This window comes from Methanoregula sp. (assembly GCF_050010295.1).
In the GTDB taxonomy this organism is placed as follows: domain Archaea; phylum Halobacteriota; class Methanomicrobia; order Methanomicrobiales; family Methanospirillaceae; genus Methanoregula.
In genome coordinates this window covers 62941-76604 of the sequence record NZ_JBEKLH010000008.1, presented here as the reverse complement: position 1 = coordinate 76604, position 13664 = coordinate 62941, and the positions used below count along the sequence as shown (strand labels likewise).

The following is a 13664-nucleotide window of genomic DNA, read 5'->3' as shown; positions in this document are numbered from 1 at the left end:
TGTGGGATCCGGCTCCCCCTTCCCGGCCCCCGGGCCGGGCGGGAAGCACCTCGTGCTCCACGAGAGTACATCTGCGCTCTATGGTGCTGACGGGGCTGTCACCGGGGCAATCGAGACCGTCCACGATATTACGGCACGGCGGATGCTCCAGGACGCGCTGACCACTGCGAACCGGAAACTGAACCTGCTCTCCCGGATCACCCGGCATGACATCGTCAACAGGATCTCGGTCTGCCTTGGGTTTATCGAGCTTGCAAAAGAGGAATCAGCCGATCCCCGGGTGAACGGCCATATCGCGAATATCGAGAAGACCATCGGCGACATCCGCCGCCAGATCGGGTTTACCCGGCTCTACCAGGACCTGGGGGTCAGGGCCCCCGCATGGCAGGATGTGGAGGAGATCCTGAGCAAGTGCCATTCCCGGTCCGGCATAGCTGCAATGGAGCTTGGAGGTGCCGGGGTCTATGCCGATTCCATGCTCCCCAAGGTATTTTCCAAGCAGCTGATGGACAACACGCTCCGGTACGACGGGGATCAGGTGAAGGTGACGGTACGCGCCGCTGAACGTGAAGGGGCCCTGGTCATCTCCTGGGAAGATACCGGTGCGGGCGTCCCCGCGGACGAGAAAGAGAAGATCTTTGAGCGGGGGTACGGGAAAAATACCGGTCTCTGTCTCTTTCTGGCCCGGGAGATCCTGGGCATCACCGGTATTACGATCCGCGAGGCCGGGGAGCCGGGGAAAGGAGCGCGGTTCGAGATCACCGTTCCGCCCGGTGCGTACCGGTACAGGGAATAACCCGGGTGCTAGGAGGTACCGGTTCACCTGCCGGGTATCTTCCCGGCCGGCAGCAGGTTTTTTTTTGTTTTCCCACCGGATCACGGAGTGCCGTGTCATGGGCCTGCTGCGATCTCTCCCCTTTTGTATATACCAGCCGGAGGTTTGTGAGAAAAACAACCCGTTTCCGCCCGTTTTCCCCGCACCTCCCTTCACCGCTGGACAAAGCCGATCAGGACATATGGGAGGAGAACAGACAGATCCATGATCACCAGTCATGAAACGAACCGGCGAAGAACGAAGCAGGGCCCCGGTTGACCTCGAGGCCATTGCCTGGGATGTCATGAAGAAGTACGGGTTCCGCCCGAACTACCCGGGGGCCGTCCTCCGGGAGGTCGGGGCCATCGACCCGTATGCCCGCGGGACAGCGCCGGGCACTGTGCAGGACCTGCGTGCCATCCTCTGGTCTTCTATCGACAATTATGACTCCATGGATCTCGACCAGCTGGAGTACTGCGAAAAGGGCGGGGACGGCGGGATCCACGTGCAGGTCGCCATCGCCGATGTCGACCTCCGGGTCCCGAAAGGGTCGCAGACCGACCGGCACGCGGCCCATAACGGGGCCTCGATCTACTTCGATATCGTCACGTTCCCCATGCTCCCGCTCAGGCTCTCGGGCGGGATCACCTCGCTCCTGCCCGGGCGGGACTGCATGGCTATGGTCGTGGAATACACGGTCCTTCCGGACGGGAGCATCCGGTACGGCAGCGTCTTCCGGGCAATGGTTGCAAACCATGCCAAACTGGTGTACGAGGAGGTCGGCACCTGGCTGGAGGGGACCGGCCCGGAACCCTCCGCCGTTCAGGCGGTTGCCGGCCTTGCGGGCCAGATCCGGCTGCAGAACGAGGCGGCCCTCCGCCTGAAAGAGCGGCGAACCCGGCAGGGGGCGCTTGCCCTTGAGACGATCGAGGCGCAGGCAGTCTACGAGAAAGGAGCGGTCAAGGACCTTGTCCTCGTTGAGGAGAACGCGGCCCGCTCCCTCATCGAGGAGTTCATGGTGGCAGCGAACCGGACCATGATGGCCTTCCTCTCGTCAGCAGGCATCCCCCGGATCGAGCGGGTCGTGCGCACGCCCCGGGACTGGGAAGGGATCGTGGCGACGGCAGCGGAACTCGGGGTGAGCCTTCCGGCAGAGCCGGACGTGCAGGCACTCTCCCGCTTCCTTCTCGCACGGAAGGAGGCAGACCCAGAGCGGTTCCCCGATCTCTCGCTCACGGTCGTCAAGCTGATGGGCCCGGGAGAGTACGCCCTGCTCGAGCCCGGCACCCCCCCGGTCGGGCACTTTGCCCTCGCGGTCACGGACTATACCCACGGCACCGCCCCGAACCGGCGCTACGTCGACCTTGTCATCCAGCGGCTGCTGAAGTCCGTCATCGACAGAAAGCCAAGCCCCTATACCGTGCAGGAACTCGGAGACCTCTGCGCCTGGCTCACCGACCGGGAGAAGGAGTCCAAGAAGGCGGAACGGTTCATGAGGAAAGCGGCGGCAGCAGTCCTCCTCCGCGACCAGATCGGGAGGACGTTCACCGGTCTCGTCACCGGCGCCTCCGATAAGGGCACGTACGTCCGGCTCACCACTCCCCCGGCAGAAGGACGGGTCGTGGAGGGGGAACGGGGCCTCCGCGTCGGGCAGAAGGTCCGCGTCCGGCTGCTCGGTACTGACCCCTACCGCGGGTACATCGATTTTGCGTTTTCGGGGAACGGGTAAAGGAATTTTTTTCCGGCACCTGTGCCATCTGCGGTGGCGGTCTTATCCAGGTTCAGTTGAACCAGATTTTTCAGAAAAACCATGTTTCCATCTCATAGCAATAGGGAAAAATGCACATCAGCTTCGCCAACTCGAAGACACTGATGAGTCTTCTCATTGCTCAGGTCTGATGACCTTCGCCAACTCGAAGACACTGACGAATTCTTCTCATTGCTCAGGTCTGATGACCTTCGCCAACTCGAAGACACTGACGGGTTCTTCTCATTGCTCAGGTCTGATGACCTTCGCCAACTCGAAGAATCCTGACGGGTTCTTCTCGTGGTTCGGGTCTTTCGACCCTCACCAACATTAAAAAGGGTAAAGTACCGATCCCGCCCCTGGCTATTTTCCAGCAGGGACAGGATGAAACTGATATTCGAGGAGAGGAGGGAGCGGGGGCAGAGTATAGACATAGATCCCCGTGATATTTCCTGATCCATAGGTATAACTTCCGGTAATGATCGAATCGCTCCAGTTCCATACACGCTCCTCGTTCATTGTCTTGTAAGGATAATAAAGATAATAAAAAACTCCAATAAACTGGATGATTATTGAAACGATGAGAAGAATTCCTACTACTATCAGAACAATATTCTTTTCCCGTACGGGATGATTCGTTCGTGGAGTTCCAAAATAACTGTTCAGAAAAAATCCGGTGTAGAGGCCCAGCACGGGGACAAACCCTGTCAAAAACCTTGGCCCGTAACAATATTCTGCCGAGGAACCCCATAAGCTGAAAAAACTATACACGAGAACCTGGAGGACTATTACCGGTCCAAAACCAAGCAGTACCTGCTGGATTTTACTGGTATGCATCTGCCATAATGTAAGAAATCCGGCAACTGACAGGATAAGGACAGGACAAAAAATAAAGAGTCCCACATTGGGTGCAACGAGCAGGCCGATATAATTTTTTATAAACTCGGAACCCAGGATAAAAAACCTGATGTTTTCATTGTAACCCCCGAAAACATTTCCAAAAACCGAATAATTATAGTACAAAAAGGGGAGACCCCCTATAATTCCACCGGATATATAATGAATCAGCTTCGCTTTCTGGTACCAGAAGATATAGAATACCACGGGAATCAGCAGAACTGAATCGGGAGGGCGGTTGAAAATGAAAAGGCCTGAGACAATTCCCAGAAGGAGAATATGTATTGTCCCCTCCTTTTTCTCATTCCTTACGGTGAGGTAGATGAGTGAAATCAGGAGTAGTTCCACCGTTCCGTGCTGCCACAATTCCTGGCTGCCGATAGACCAGGTACTGGTGGCAAATGCAAAAATGCACGTCGCTGCAAGCGCAACCTTCTGAGAAAATAACTCTTTTGAGGCCAGATAGAAAAAAACCCCTGCCAGCGCTGCTATGACTGAGGCAGCGGTCTTTGCCAGGATCAAAAATCCAGCGGGGCTGAGGGGGATACTGAAGACATTGCATATCACGTACGATATCCCGTATACCGGCGTGATGAGGATTGGTGTCACTATCGGAAACAGCGAGACGTAATGGCCGTTTATAAGGGGAAAAGCATAGCTTAAACCAGGATCGGAAACGAGTAACGGATTATAATCAAAATTGAGATTATGGTTCATCAGGATCGAAGCCGGAAGGAATGATGCGGGTGCAGCGTCCCCGCTGATTATTCCTATTCCCGTGACGGTATTATACGCGATAAAAAGCAGGAAAAAAAGGACAATAAAATCATAGCGGGTTAACAATCCGGCAAGCTTTTGTAGAATTCCGGAGAGATCCGGAGCGCCCTCATTCGTATATCCGGCTCTCTTGTTCTTGGACGAAACGGTTCGATCTCGTTTATTTTTTGATTTCATGGGATCGGGTTCGATGGTGATGATTATTCAGTTCATTTCAATTACTACCAGATGAATTAAACGATAAGCGGTTATCAGGCCGGTGTTGCTGCGACGATACAGGACGGCTAGGGAAAAAGAGGCGGCAATACGACGAGTCTGGTCTGGCGTTCGGGGAATTCTGTGTCCACAAGGTAAAAAATGCACATCAGCTTCGCCAGCTCGAAGAAATCTGATGATTTTCTTCTCGTAGCTCGGGTCTGATGACCTTCCCCACAGCGAAGAATCCTGACGGATTCTTCTCTAGGCTCGGCTATCTCAATTTTATAATACCTATGTCCACTTCGTGGCCATAGGAAAAAATGCGAGCTAGTCTTGCCACAGCGAAGACACTGATGAGTCTTCTCATGATTCGAGTCTGATGACTCTCATCAAAAAAAAAATAAGATTAGATGTATGGGCTTCTGAGCGCCTTGCCGACACCGAAGGTCTTGCGGGCCTCGACGGTTGCCTTGTTCTTCGTGATCTTCTCGTTTGCGAGCTTGGTCACGAGTTCAAGGCCGGGCTTGACCTTCTCGATGGGCTGGGTCTCGAAAACGCCTGCTGCCATTGCCTTTGCCCAGACCGAGTCTCCGATCTTGGACCTGACAAAGACGGTGCTCCATCCATCGGGGCTGCCGACGGATCCGGTGGAGATGTCACCGAGGTTGGCAACGTAGTCAAGGCAGACGTGGCAGCCGGGCTGCTCGTACTTGTGGGTCACCTTGAGCGGCAGCTGGACGACCTGTCCGCGCTTGCCGTAGACCCAGAACTTGCCCTTGCCGATCTCCATCTTCTTGACGGACTCCATCTTCATTGCCGCGTGGTCTTCCACGAGCTGGAGGATGCTCTGGTACGGGAAGTTCTCCATGCAGAAGATACCGACTGCGAGTGCAATGCTGGCGCCGACATCCCGGGCACCGATCGGGTAGAGCTGGAGTTTCCGGATCGCCTGCATCTGGCAGGGGGTACCGACGATACCGACCTTGTCCAGGCCGAAGCTGCGGGTTGCCTCCTTGATCATCGAGACGTTCGGGCTGATGTTGTACTTGGTACCTGCTGCTGCAAGCAGCTCAGCCTTGGTGTTGACGATCGCCGGGATCGGCCTCCAGGGCTCGATCATGTCCCAGTTCGAGTTGTCCCTCATGACTTTTGACGGGTTTGCTTTCGCGAATTCCTTGGTTGCGGCAACAATTGCTCCGTCAATGATGCCTTCGTCGAGCGCAAATGCAAACAGCGAGGTGACGATACCGCCATCCTGGGCGTGCTTGAGAAGCTCCTTGTTGGTGCTCCGGGCTGAGACGACTGATTTGTATTTACCGAGTTCTGCTCCCATTTCAATCACCTTCACTGGAGTGCCGCCATTATGGCCTCGTTGATCGCCTCATAGTTCTCGACCACATCAAAGCTGAACCAGCTCCGCGGGCACTGGTTGTAGCAGGCACCGCACTTGATGCACAGGTCGCGCTCGCCCTGGGGCTTGCCGTACTCATGGGTAATTGCATTGACCGGGCAGGCCGATGCACAGCTGCCGCATCCCATGCAGAGACCCTGGTCGATGACATTGGTCATCAGGTCGCAGAAGCAGGCTGTCGATGCGCCGCATGCGGTTCCCTGGACCGGGAGCGCCATGAGGGGCTTGAGGAATGCTGTCGCGAGGTCTTTCTGTTCCTTGGTTCCCTTGAGGAGCAGGTATGCCATGACCGCCACGTTCCTGATCATCTGCGGGGTCGGTGCGCATCCTGGGATGAACACGTCGACCTTGATCAATTCGTTGATCGGCAGGAATGCCTCGTGTGCCGGCTGGTTCTGCTGACCACCGCGGCAGAACCGGGTGATGTTGCCGTAGCATGCGCAGCCGCCGAGGGCGACCACGATGGTTGACTTTTCACGGGTTTCCTTGATCTCTTCCACTGCGAGTTTGTCGTTGATACAGACTGAACCCTCAACGAATGAAACGTCCACCTTCTGGATGTGCCTTGCGTCTGCAAGTGTTGGCATATACTTAAGGTCGACGTACTTGTCGAGGAGTGTTAACAATCCAGCATAGTTGTCTGCTAATGCCACAGTACAACCGGTACACCCACTCACGTGTGTGTAGCCCACTGTAATTTTATCTGCCACAGGCTTAACCTCCTTTTTAGTTGATTCCGATTTTCCAGACTGGGGAGCTGCAGGTTTCTGCGGTTCCGCGCTGGCGTCTTTCTTCCTGAAGATTGATAGTAGTCCCATAATCCACTCCTATTATTTCCAGTATAACCCGAATCGTTTTCGGAATCGCGTTTTGAACTTCTTCAGAGAGTTGCATCACGACACCATCATCCCCTTGTTCTGGAACCTTTGTAGGTTGGCACAAGATCACTGTAGTATCGATATGATCTCTGATACGACAGAGTTGATCCGCTCCATCCCACGAATGTGGGTCAATATAAGAACCAGGTATTAGTTTTGAACCCGGGATTTTGGTAATCGTTCCTGGCTTTGCATTAAAATCTGAAATGTCGACAACGATTAGTTTCTTTGTCACTTCGGGATCGAGGAAATTAAAAATAAAGTGCGGGGCGCCAGCGCCACCGTCCTGTATTGTTACATTGTCGGGAAGTGTGAGCTTCTGCATTTCCTCAATTACCGCAGGGCCAAACCCGTCATCGCCAAATAGGGGATTTCCAACCCCAACTATTACGATTTCCGAATACAGCATCAGGTTATACTCACTGGATGAGCTTCTGAGCCACTACCTTGTTTTCTTCATCCAGTACGATCATGTGGGTTGCACATGATACACACGGGTCGTACCCGCGCATGATGACCTCGGCAAGCTGCCAGGGTGCACCGGTGAGTGCAGCGCTGCAGGTTCCAAAGTTCCAGGTGGTCGGCACGAGCATGCTGAAGTACTGGACCTTCCAGTCCTTGACACGGGTGATGTGGACATCGGTACCACGGGGGGCCTCGTTGGATGCCCAGCCGAGGGAGCCGTCGCCATCGGGGATGTAGTCTGCGACGACCTTGCCATCCGGGTTCAGGGCGTCGATGCAGTCGATCATCTCGTACAGGCTGTCGGGGTACTCCATCTCACGGGCCACGTTCTGGCCGACCGTGCCCTTCTCGTCATAGTTCTTATAGACTGCGAGACGGGCACGCGGGCCAACTTCAACGGGCTGGCCGTCGTACATCGGGATGCCGGTGCAGGCTTCCATCTGGGGGTTGGTCTTGGTGCCGAGCTTGGTGGTGCCGCCGATCGGGTACCGGGGCTCTTCAAGGGTGACGTCCATCTCGCCCATGTACCAGTCCCACGGCCTGACTTCCTTGAACCGGTTGATGTCCCAGCTGGGGCATTCCTCAAGGCTTGAGCTGCCGTAGAACGCGTGGGTTGCAAGGTAGCCCTGGTTGTGGTACCCGAGGGTCTTGGGGAGTGCGACCTTCATGCCGCCGACGTCCACTGACTCGCGTGCCTGGTAGTTCCGGAGGATCGCGATCATGAGGTCCATCTGGGCATGTGCAAGGGGCAGTGCCTCCTTTGCGAGGTCGTACATCTTGATCTTGGCCTGCTCGGAGCAGTTGCGGTACATGCCGCCGACCCGGGTGTTTCTCGGGTGGATGCAGTCGCCGCCGGCGATCTGGCCGATGGTCTGGCCGATCTCACGGAGGCGCTGGATGCGCTTTGCAACGGTGCGCACCGGCTCTTCTGCGGTGAACGGGTTGATCTTGACCTCGGTGCCCGGAAGGTAAAGATCGGGCAGGATAAGGATATCGTGCAGTGCAATGCTGTGCAGCCGGTTTGCCAGCTGGAGGATGTGACGGAGCATCAGTGCGTCCTTGGGGATCTCGCACTTGATGGATGCTTCCATTGCTTCGGTGGCCGCGAGGTTGTGGGCTATCGGACAGATACCACAGACACGGGATGCGATCTTGGGCACCTGCTCGGGTGTCTTTCCGACGGCGAGTTTTTCAACTCCCCTCACCGGGGTAATGGAACACCAGTTACCCGTCTCGATGATGCCCTGGTCGTTAACCTTCAAGACAAGCTTTGAGTGTCCTTCATGTCTTGTGGTTGGGGAAATCTCTACAACTTTCGACAATATTATCGCCTCATGTTATGTTGAGTTGTTCGTATTGCGGTACAAATTTACGAAAGATCTCTCATCTCTAGAGATAATTGACCGTACAGAGTACGTTCAACTCTATCTTGTACTACCGATTTTATAACCTTTATGACTTAATCGCGGAGAGGTAAAAGCGTCAGAATGGAGTTATTTTCAGAATCCTGCCCCGGAATCGGGTGGATAAAAATATTTGGCGCAAAACTGCCCCCGGGCAATAAAATAATAGGCCAATTATTTATCCGTCGATTTCTACAAAACCCGGGAAAAATTGTACCGGTTTTCAGCCGGTGAACTGTTTTTCCCCGTTCAGTTCATCGACCAGTTCGGCAATCGTGGCCCGGCGCTCCGCGTAGGCATCGTGCTGGTGGATGCTCTCCTCGTTGGTCTGCTTGATCGTGACGACCGAGTCGCCGGCAAGGTACTCGAATTCCGCAAGGACTTTCCTGGCCATCTCGCGGACGCAGTCTTCCACGAACCGGGGATTCTTGTGCGCGGCGAGCACCACGGCACCTTCATCGCCTCTCTTCAGGAGCTCGTAGATGCCGCTGCTCATCGAGTCCTTGAGAATGCAGATGATCTTCTCGAGGTCAACGTGCTCGTCGTCGTCCGTTTCGATGCAGAGGAATCCCTTCCCCCGCTGGTTGTGGGTTGCCATGGGTACCGCGGAGAAGAAATCGTCGATTTTGTCCTGGGAGACATCGAGGTCCTGCAGGACGTGCATCGCGCGTTCCTTCATGATGTTCTGGGCGCAGGGGCAGGCCGTCATCCCGGTCACTTCCGCGCCGATGCTCTTCCTGACGATCGGGCTCCTGAACGTCCTGCGGGCGATGGCCCGGGCGTGGACCTTGACGACTTCATGGCAGGCAGTATGGCTGATCGGGGTCTCGCGCTTGACCATGAACTCGCTGCGCATGAAGACCTCGGTGCGGTCCGCGTATTCGTGACGGTCGAGAAGTTTTCGCGCCACCACGCTGCAGAGTTTCTCGATCTCGTTCACCTCGCCGTCAATCGCCTGCTGGAGGACCTCGTCGATCACCTCGAAATTGCGGGAAAGGTTGGCGCCCTTGAGGCTTCCGGGGAGGTCGACATAGACATCGAAGTTCGAGATGAAAATGACCGGGCGTTTCCCGCTCCGGTGGACTTCGACAAGCTTCTTGACGTTCTTGACCCCGACCCGGGTGAGGTTGATCCGGACATCGGGAGAGGTTGCCTGGACATCCGGCAAGTCCTTTGAGAATGTCTTGTCCGGGGACTGGTCAGCATGGGTGTGTTTAACAGGAATAGGTCATCGCATCCAGATGGTTCTTCGCGTTGTGCTTCTTTAGTTTTTTCATATCATATTTATGTTCTCTGTTGCTGATATCAAAGGGATCGCATATGTTAAAAAAATATTATGAGGCAGACGCGGATCCCGGCGTGCTGAAAGGCAAAAAGATCGCTGTGATCGGCTATGGGTCACAGGGCAGAGGGCAGTCGCTGAACCTGAGGGACAGCGGGCTCGATGTCGTGATCGGGCTGCGCCCCGGGAAGAGCTGGGATGCTGCCGTAAAGGACGGCATGACCGTGATGCCGGTCGCCGAGGCAACAAAGAAAGCGGATATCGTCCAGATCCTCCTCCCCGATGAGCACCAGGCGGGAGTCTACCGGAGCGAGATCATGCCGCATCTCAAAGAAAACAAATGCCTCATGTTCTCCCATGGGTTCAACATCCATTTCGGCCAGATCGTCCCCCCGCCGGCGGTGGATGTCATCATGGTGGCACCCAAGGGGCCCGGGTTCATGGTGCGCCGCCAGTACGAGGAAGGCAAAGGCGTGCCCGCGCTCATCGCCGTGCACCAGGACCATTCGGGAAAAGCCCACGCGATTGCCCTTGCGTACGCGAAAGGCATCGGTGCGACCCGTGCCGTCGTCCTTGAGACCTCCTTCCGCGAGGAGACCGAGACCGACCTGTTCGGCGAGCAGGCCGTGCTGTGCGGCGGCTGCACCTCCCTTGTCAAGGCCGGGTTCGAGACCCTGGTCGAGGCCGGCTACGAGCCGGAAATGGCCTATCTCGAAGTGCTCCACGAGCTCAAGCTGATCGTCGACCTGATCTACGAGGGCGGCCTCACCAACATGCGCAAATACATCAGCAACACGGCGCAGTACGGCGACCTCACCCGCGGCCCCCGGGTCATCGGGCCGGAAGCCTACGACGCGATGCAGGAGATACTCGAGGATATCCAGACCGGGCGGTTCGCCCGCGAGTGGATGCTCGAGAACCTGGTCAACCGCCCGCAGTTCAACGCCCTGACAAAAGCGGACGAGGAGCACCTGATCGAAGAGGTCGGAAAGGAAGTCCGGGCCATGATGCCCCAGTTCAGGAAATAATTTCTTTCAGAAATTATTTCCTTCTCCACTCGGAGAGCACTGACGTGCTCCCTCGTGGTTCAGGAAATTATCTCCGGTCATTTTTCCTTCCATTGGTGTGACTGCAGTAGCGACTCCCATGCCTGTCATAAGGTATTGCCGTTTTTACCACCTTTTTTATAGCGTGGTTTTCCAATTATATCCTGATGAAGATTTGCATCATGTACCACAGCGAGAGCGGCAACACCCGCCACGTGGCCCAGCATATTGCATCGGCCTGCGACGGGAAGCTGATCGAGATCACGGACAAGGCCAGCTACAACCGGCTGACCAGGTTCCTTGTCCGGTGCAAAATGGCACGGGGGGAAGAGAAGACACCGATCGAACCGGCGGTTATCGATGTCTCCGGCTACGACCAGCTCGTGTTCGGGTCACCTGTCTGGGCGTTCAAGCCGACACCGGCGATCCATGCCGCGATCGATGCGCTGAAGGGGTGCGAAGGAAAGAAGGCGACTGCGTTCTGCACGCATGGCGGCAGACCCGGGCAGACTGCCGAAGTCTTCCGGAAATGGATAGAGGCACGGGGCATGAAATGCGTGGGGAACGGGAACATCCACCAGGACGATATCGAGAATGAGAAGAAGACCCGGGAACTGGTCTCCGTTCTGATCAAAAATTCACACCCCTCCTGACCCCGGACTCCCTGTGCGGTGGTGCAGACCCGGAGGCGGTCCTCTTTTTTCGCAGGTGCGCTGGTTTCTGCCGGGATCGAAGGGAACCGTTCTGTATCTCCCGGCATGCATAATCCTTCCCTCAATAAAACCCCGTTCCCGGCTGCCTGTTCTTTACCGGGGAAAGCCTTTTTGTCAGCCGGCACCATTGTTGTATACAATTATGACGGACCCGTACGAAAATCTTCTCAAACAGGCCTATTCCAATATCACTGAGAAGACCGAATCCTCCGAGCGTTTTGTCGTTCCCGAGGCGAAGGCCTACGTCGAGGGAAAGACGACCGTGCTGGAAAATTTTGCCGAAATCGTGGGAAAAGTACGCCGTGACCAGGACCACCTGATGAAATTTTTGCTGGGAGAACTCGGGACGAGCGGGAAGATCGACGGGAACCGCGCCATTTTCAACGGGAAGTTCGAGGTATCCCTTATCAAGGCCATCATCAAGAGTTACGTAGACGACTACGTGATCTGTTCCGAATGCGGCAAGCCGGATACAAGGCTCGTCAAGGACGACAGGGTCATGATCCTCCGCTGCGATGCCTGCGGGAGCCACCGCCCGGTCAGGAAACGCAAGGCCCGCACCGAGCCCGTCTCGGAAAACCTCGAGGAAGGCCAGATACTGGATGTCGAGATCCAGTCGATCTCCAAACGCGGGGACGGGGTCGTGAAGATGGGCAGGTACATCATGTACGTGGCGAATGCAAAGCCGGGACAGAAAGTCAAGATCAAGATCTCCCGGATTTCCGGATCGATCGTTTTCACCGAACGTGCGGAATAGCCCGGCACTTTTTTTGGAGACCCTGTCTCCTGATAATGAAACATTTTTTTCCTGTCCTAAACGTGAGGCCCTTCCTGTTCAGGGTGATACCGGGCCGGATGTCGAGGCGAGATCCCTTCAATGGCCAGGGTCGACCCCGCTGAAGGAAACGTCTTCCCGGAACTAAATCACAATCTGCCAAAAAAATATTCCGTAATCTTTTTATTCAACGCTTCTTCAGTCCCTTGATGAGTTCATCGCAGTGGCCGCTGACCCGCCTGCAGGCCTTCTTGATGATGGGCAGGGGATTTTTCCTGCCTTTCGTCGTGACGAGCAGTTCCGGGTCAGAAAACTGGAACTCGATCATATATTTTGCGACATCGACGTCAGGGTCGCTCAGGATCTCCTCGACAAGGGCGTTCATGAACGTGTGCCCCTCCCCCTGGATGATGAGCCGCACCTTGTCCTTTTCGAGTTCGAGTACTTTTACAATCATGCACCTATGTTTGGGAACGTGAAAACTATTAAGGTATGGGTGTGGTGACCCCGTAGTACACCCGCGGGCCGGTCTCTTTACGCAAAATCGAAAGTCTCCCCGTCGGTACCGAGGTGGGGGAGCCCCCAGGGAAGAAGGTGGCTCTGGTGAACGCAGCGGAAGTCCTGCGGGCCGAGCCGTCCGGCCAGCGTACAGGCATCAAGGTAATTCATGTGCTTATGGATGGTGATGCTGGAGGGCACGAGTGCGTCGACGAGGAGGAGGTCGAGGTCTTTCAGGAGGTCCAGGCTCTTTTTAGGGATATCGATGTTCGTGTCCGATGTGAACCCGACCCGGGACTCTTCAGTCTCGAAGAGCATCCCGCAGGTGAATGCCGGCGGGTGCCTGACCATGAAGGGTGTGACCGTGACCCCGAAGATATCGAACGACTCGTAGGGCTGGATGGCGCCCTTGTCGAAGGTGAGGAACCGGAAGATCTCGGCACAGTAACTGAGGACCGGCTGCGGTGCAAAGACCGGGGGGATGTCCTGGATCCGGTAGAACTCGCCAAAACCGATGAAATGGTCATAGTGCCCATGGGTCCAGATGACCGCATCGATATGCGGCGAGCCGTGCAGCAGGAGCTGCTGCCTCAGGTCGGGTGACGAGTCGATCAGGAGGTGCCGCCCCTCGTTCTCGACAAGGAGGGATGTACGGAGGCGCATGGCGCCGGTGGCCTTTGCATGGGAACACTGGGAACAGCTGCATCCCACCTTCGGTGTCCCGATGGCATCGCCGGTCCCGAGCAGCGTGATCTTCATG

13 protein-coding genes are annotated in these 13664 nt (G+C 55.9%); 5 read left to right on the top strand and 8 right to left on the bottom strand.

Translation table 11 applies throughout. From position 1 onward, the window contains the following. Position 1: 1 nt before the first annotated feature. Positions 2–796 (top strand): sensor histidine kinase, encoded by a 795-nt coding sequence (locus tag ABSB80_RS10690; protein ID WP_428370605.1) that lies wholly within the window; start codon positions 2–4, stop codon positions 794–796. 256 nt (positions 797–1052) lie between these two features. Further along, a complete protein-coding gene (locus ABSB80_RS10685) occupies positions 1053–2543 on the top strand; it encodes an RNB domain-containing ribonuclease (protein ID WP_428370604.1) in 1491 nt (496 codons plus the stop codon). Between the two features lie 381 nt (positions 2544–2924). On the opposite strand, the gene ABSB80_RS10680 is transcribed toward ABSB80_RS10685, so the two are convergent. The 6 genes from ABSB80_RS10680 to mptA all read right to left on the bottom strand — a co-directional run bounded on the left by ABSB80_RS10680 (position 2925) and on the right by mptA (position 9758). Then, positions 2925–4412 carry a glycosyltransferase family 39 protein gene (locus tag ABSB80_RS10680; RefSeq protein ID WP_428370603.1) on the bottom strand — a complete coding sequence of 496 codons (1488 nt, stop codon included), beginning with the start codon at positions 4410–4412 and terminating at the stop codon, positions 2925–2927. A 427-nt stretch (positions 4413–4839) separates the two neighbouring features. Further along, the gene (frhB, locus tag ABSB80_RS10675) at positions 4840–5766 is read right to left on the bottom strand and encodes a coenzyme F420 hydrogenase subunit beta (protein ID WP_428370602.1); all 927 of its coding nucleotides are present in this window, start codon (positions 5764–5766) and stop codon (positions 4840–4842) included. A gap of 11 nt (positions 5767–5777) precedes the next feature. Then, on the bottom strand, positions 5778–6536 hold the full coding sequence (gene frhG / locus ABSB80_RS10670) for a coenzyme F420 hydrogenase subunit gamma (RefSeq protein ID WP_490356197.1): 759 nt from the start codon (positions 6534–6536) through the stop codon (positions 5778–5780). A 34-nt stretch (positions 6537–6570) separates the two neighbouring features. After that, positions 6571–7131 (bottom strand): coenzyme F420-reducing hydrogenase, FrhD protein, encoded by a 561-nt coding sequence (frhD, locus tag ABSB80_RS10665; RefSeq protein ID WP_428370600.1) that lies wholly within the window; start codon positions 7129–7131, stop codon positions 6571–6573. A gap of 10 nt (positions 7132–7141) precedes the next feature. Beyond that, a complete protein-coding gene (gene frhA, locus ABSB80_RS10660) occupies positions 7142–8509 on the bottom strand; it encodes a coenzyme F420 hydrogenase subunit alpha (RefSeq protein WP_428370599.1) in 1368 nt (455 codons plus the stop codon). 304 nt (positions 8510–8813) lie between these two features. Further along, positions 8814–9758: a GTP cyclohydrolase MptA gene (gene mptA / locus ABSB80_RS10655; RefSeq protein WP_428370598.1), complete on the bottom strand. Its 945-nt coding sequence runs from the start codon at positions 9756–9758 to the stop codon at positions 8814–8816. Positions 9759–9910: 152 nt separating this feature from the next. Here mptA and ilvC point away from each other — a divergent pair, with 152 nt between their 5' ends. The 3 genes from ilvC (at position 9911) to ABSB80_RS10640 (ending at position 12388) form a co-directional block, all read left to right on the top strand. Then, positions 9911–10900: a ketol-acid reductoisomerase gene (gene ilvC, locus ABSB80_RS10650; RefSeq protein ID WP_428370597.1), complete on the top strand. Its 990-nt coding sequence runs from the start codon at positions 9911–9913 to the stop codon at positions 10898–10900. A 185-nt stretch (positions 10901–11085) separates the two neighbouring features. Continuing rightward, on the top strand, positions 11086–11571 hold the full coding sequence (locus tag ABSB80_RS10645) for a flavodoxin family protein (protein ID WP_428370596.1): 486 nt from the start codon (positions 11086–11088) through the stop codon (positions 11569–11571). Between the two features lie 202 nt (positions 11572–11773). Beyond that, a complete protein-coding gene (locus ABSB80_RS10640) occupies positions 11774–12388 on the top strand; it encodes a translation initiation factor IF-2 subunit beta (RefSeq protein WP_428370595.1) in 615 nt (204 codons plus the stop codon). Between the two features lie 205 nt (positions 12389–12593). Here ABSB80_RS10640 and ABSB80_RS10635 read toward each other — a convergent pair whose 3' ends face one another. Further along, positions 12594–12863, bottom strand: coding sequence for a DNA-directed RNA polymerase subunit L (locus ABSB80_RS10635; RefSeq protein ID WP_428370594.1), 270 nt, complete (start codon positions 12861–12863; stop codon positions 12594–12596). Between the two features lie 77 nt (positions 12864–12940). Further along, positions 12941–13663 (bottom strand): MBL fold metallo-hydrolase, encoded by a 723-nt coding sequence (locus tag ABSB80_RS10630; RefSeq protein ID WP_428370593.1) that lies wholly within the window; start codon positions 13661–13663, stop codon positions 12941–12943. Position 13664: the final 1 nt, after the last annotated feature.

What these genes read in the sequence shown, in the direction of transcription:
- ABSB80_RS10685 (WP_428370604.1), top strand. Translation starts at nt 1,053, where the DNA reads ATGAAACGAACCGGCGAAGAACGAAGCAGGGCCCCGGTTGACCTCGAG.
- ABSB80_RS10680 (WP_428370603.1), bottom strand. Translation starts at nt 4,412, where the DNA reads ATGAAATCAAAAAATAAACGAGATCGAACCGTTTCGTCCAAGAACAAG.
- frhB (WP_428370602.1), bottom strand. Translation starts at nt 5,766, where the DNA reads ATGGGAGCAGAACTCGGTAAATACAAATCAGTCGTCTCAGCCCGGAGC.
- frhD (WP_428370600.1), bottom strand. Translation starts at nt 7,131, where the DNA reads ATGCTGTATTCGGAAATCGTAATAGTTGGGGTTGGAAATCCCCTATTT.
- ilvC (WP_428370597.1), top strand. Translation starts at nt 9,911, where the DNA reads ATGTTAAAAAAATATTATGAGGCAGACGCGGATCCCGGCGTGCTGAAA.
- ABSB80_RS10645 (WP_428370596.1), top strand. Translation starts at nt 11,086, where the DNA reads ATGAAGATTTGCATCATGTACCACAGCGAGAGCGGCAACACCCGCCAC.
- ABSB80_RS10640 (WP_428370595.1), top strand. Translation starts at nt 11,774, where the DNA reads ATGACGGACCCGTACGAAAATCTTCTCAAACAGGCCTATTCCAATATC.
- ABSB80_RS10635 (WP_428370594.1), bottom strand. Translation starts at nt 12,863, where the DNA reads ATGATTGTAAAAGTACTCGAACTCGAAAAGGACAAGGTGCGGCTCATC.
- ABSB80_RS10630 (WP_428370593.1), bottom strand. Translation starts at nt 13,663, where the DNA reads ATGAAGATCACGCTGCTCGGGACCGGCGATGCCATCGGGACACCGAAG.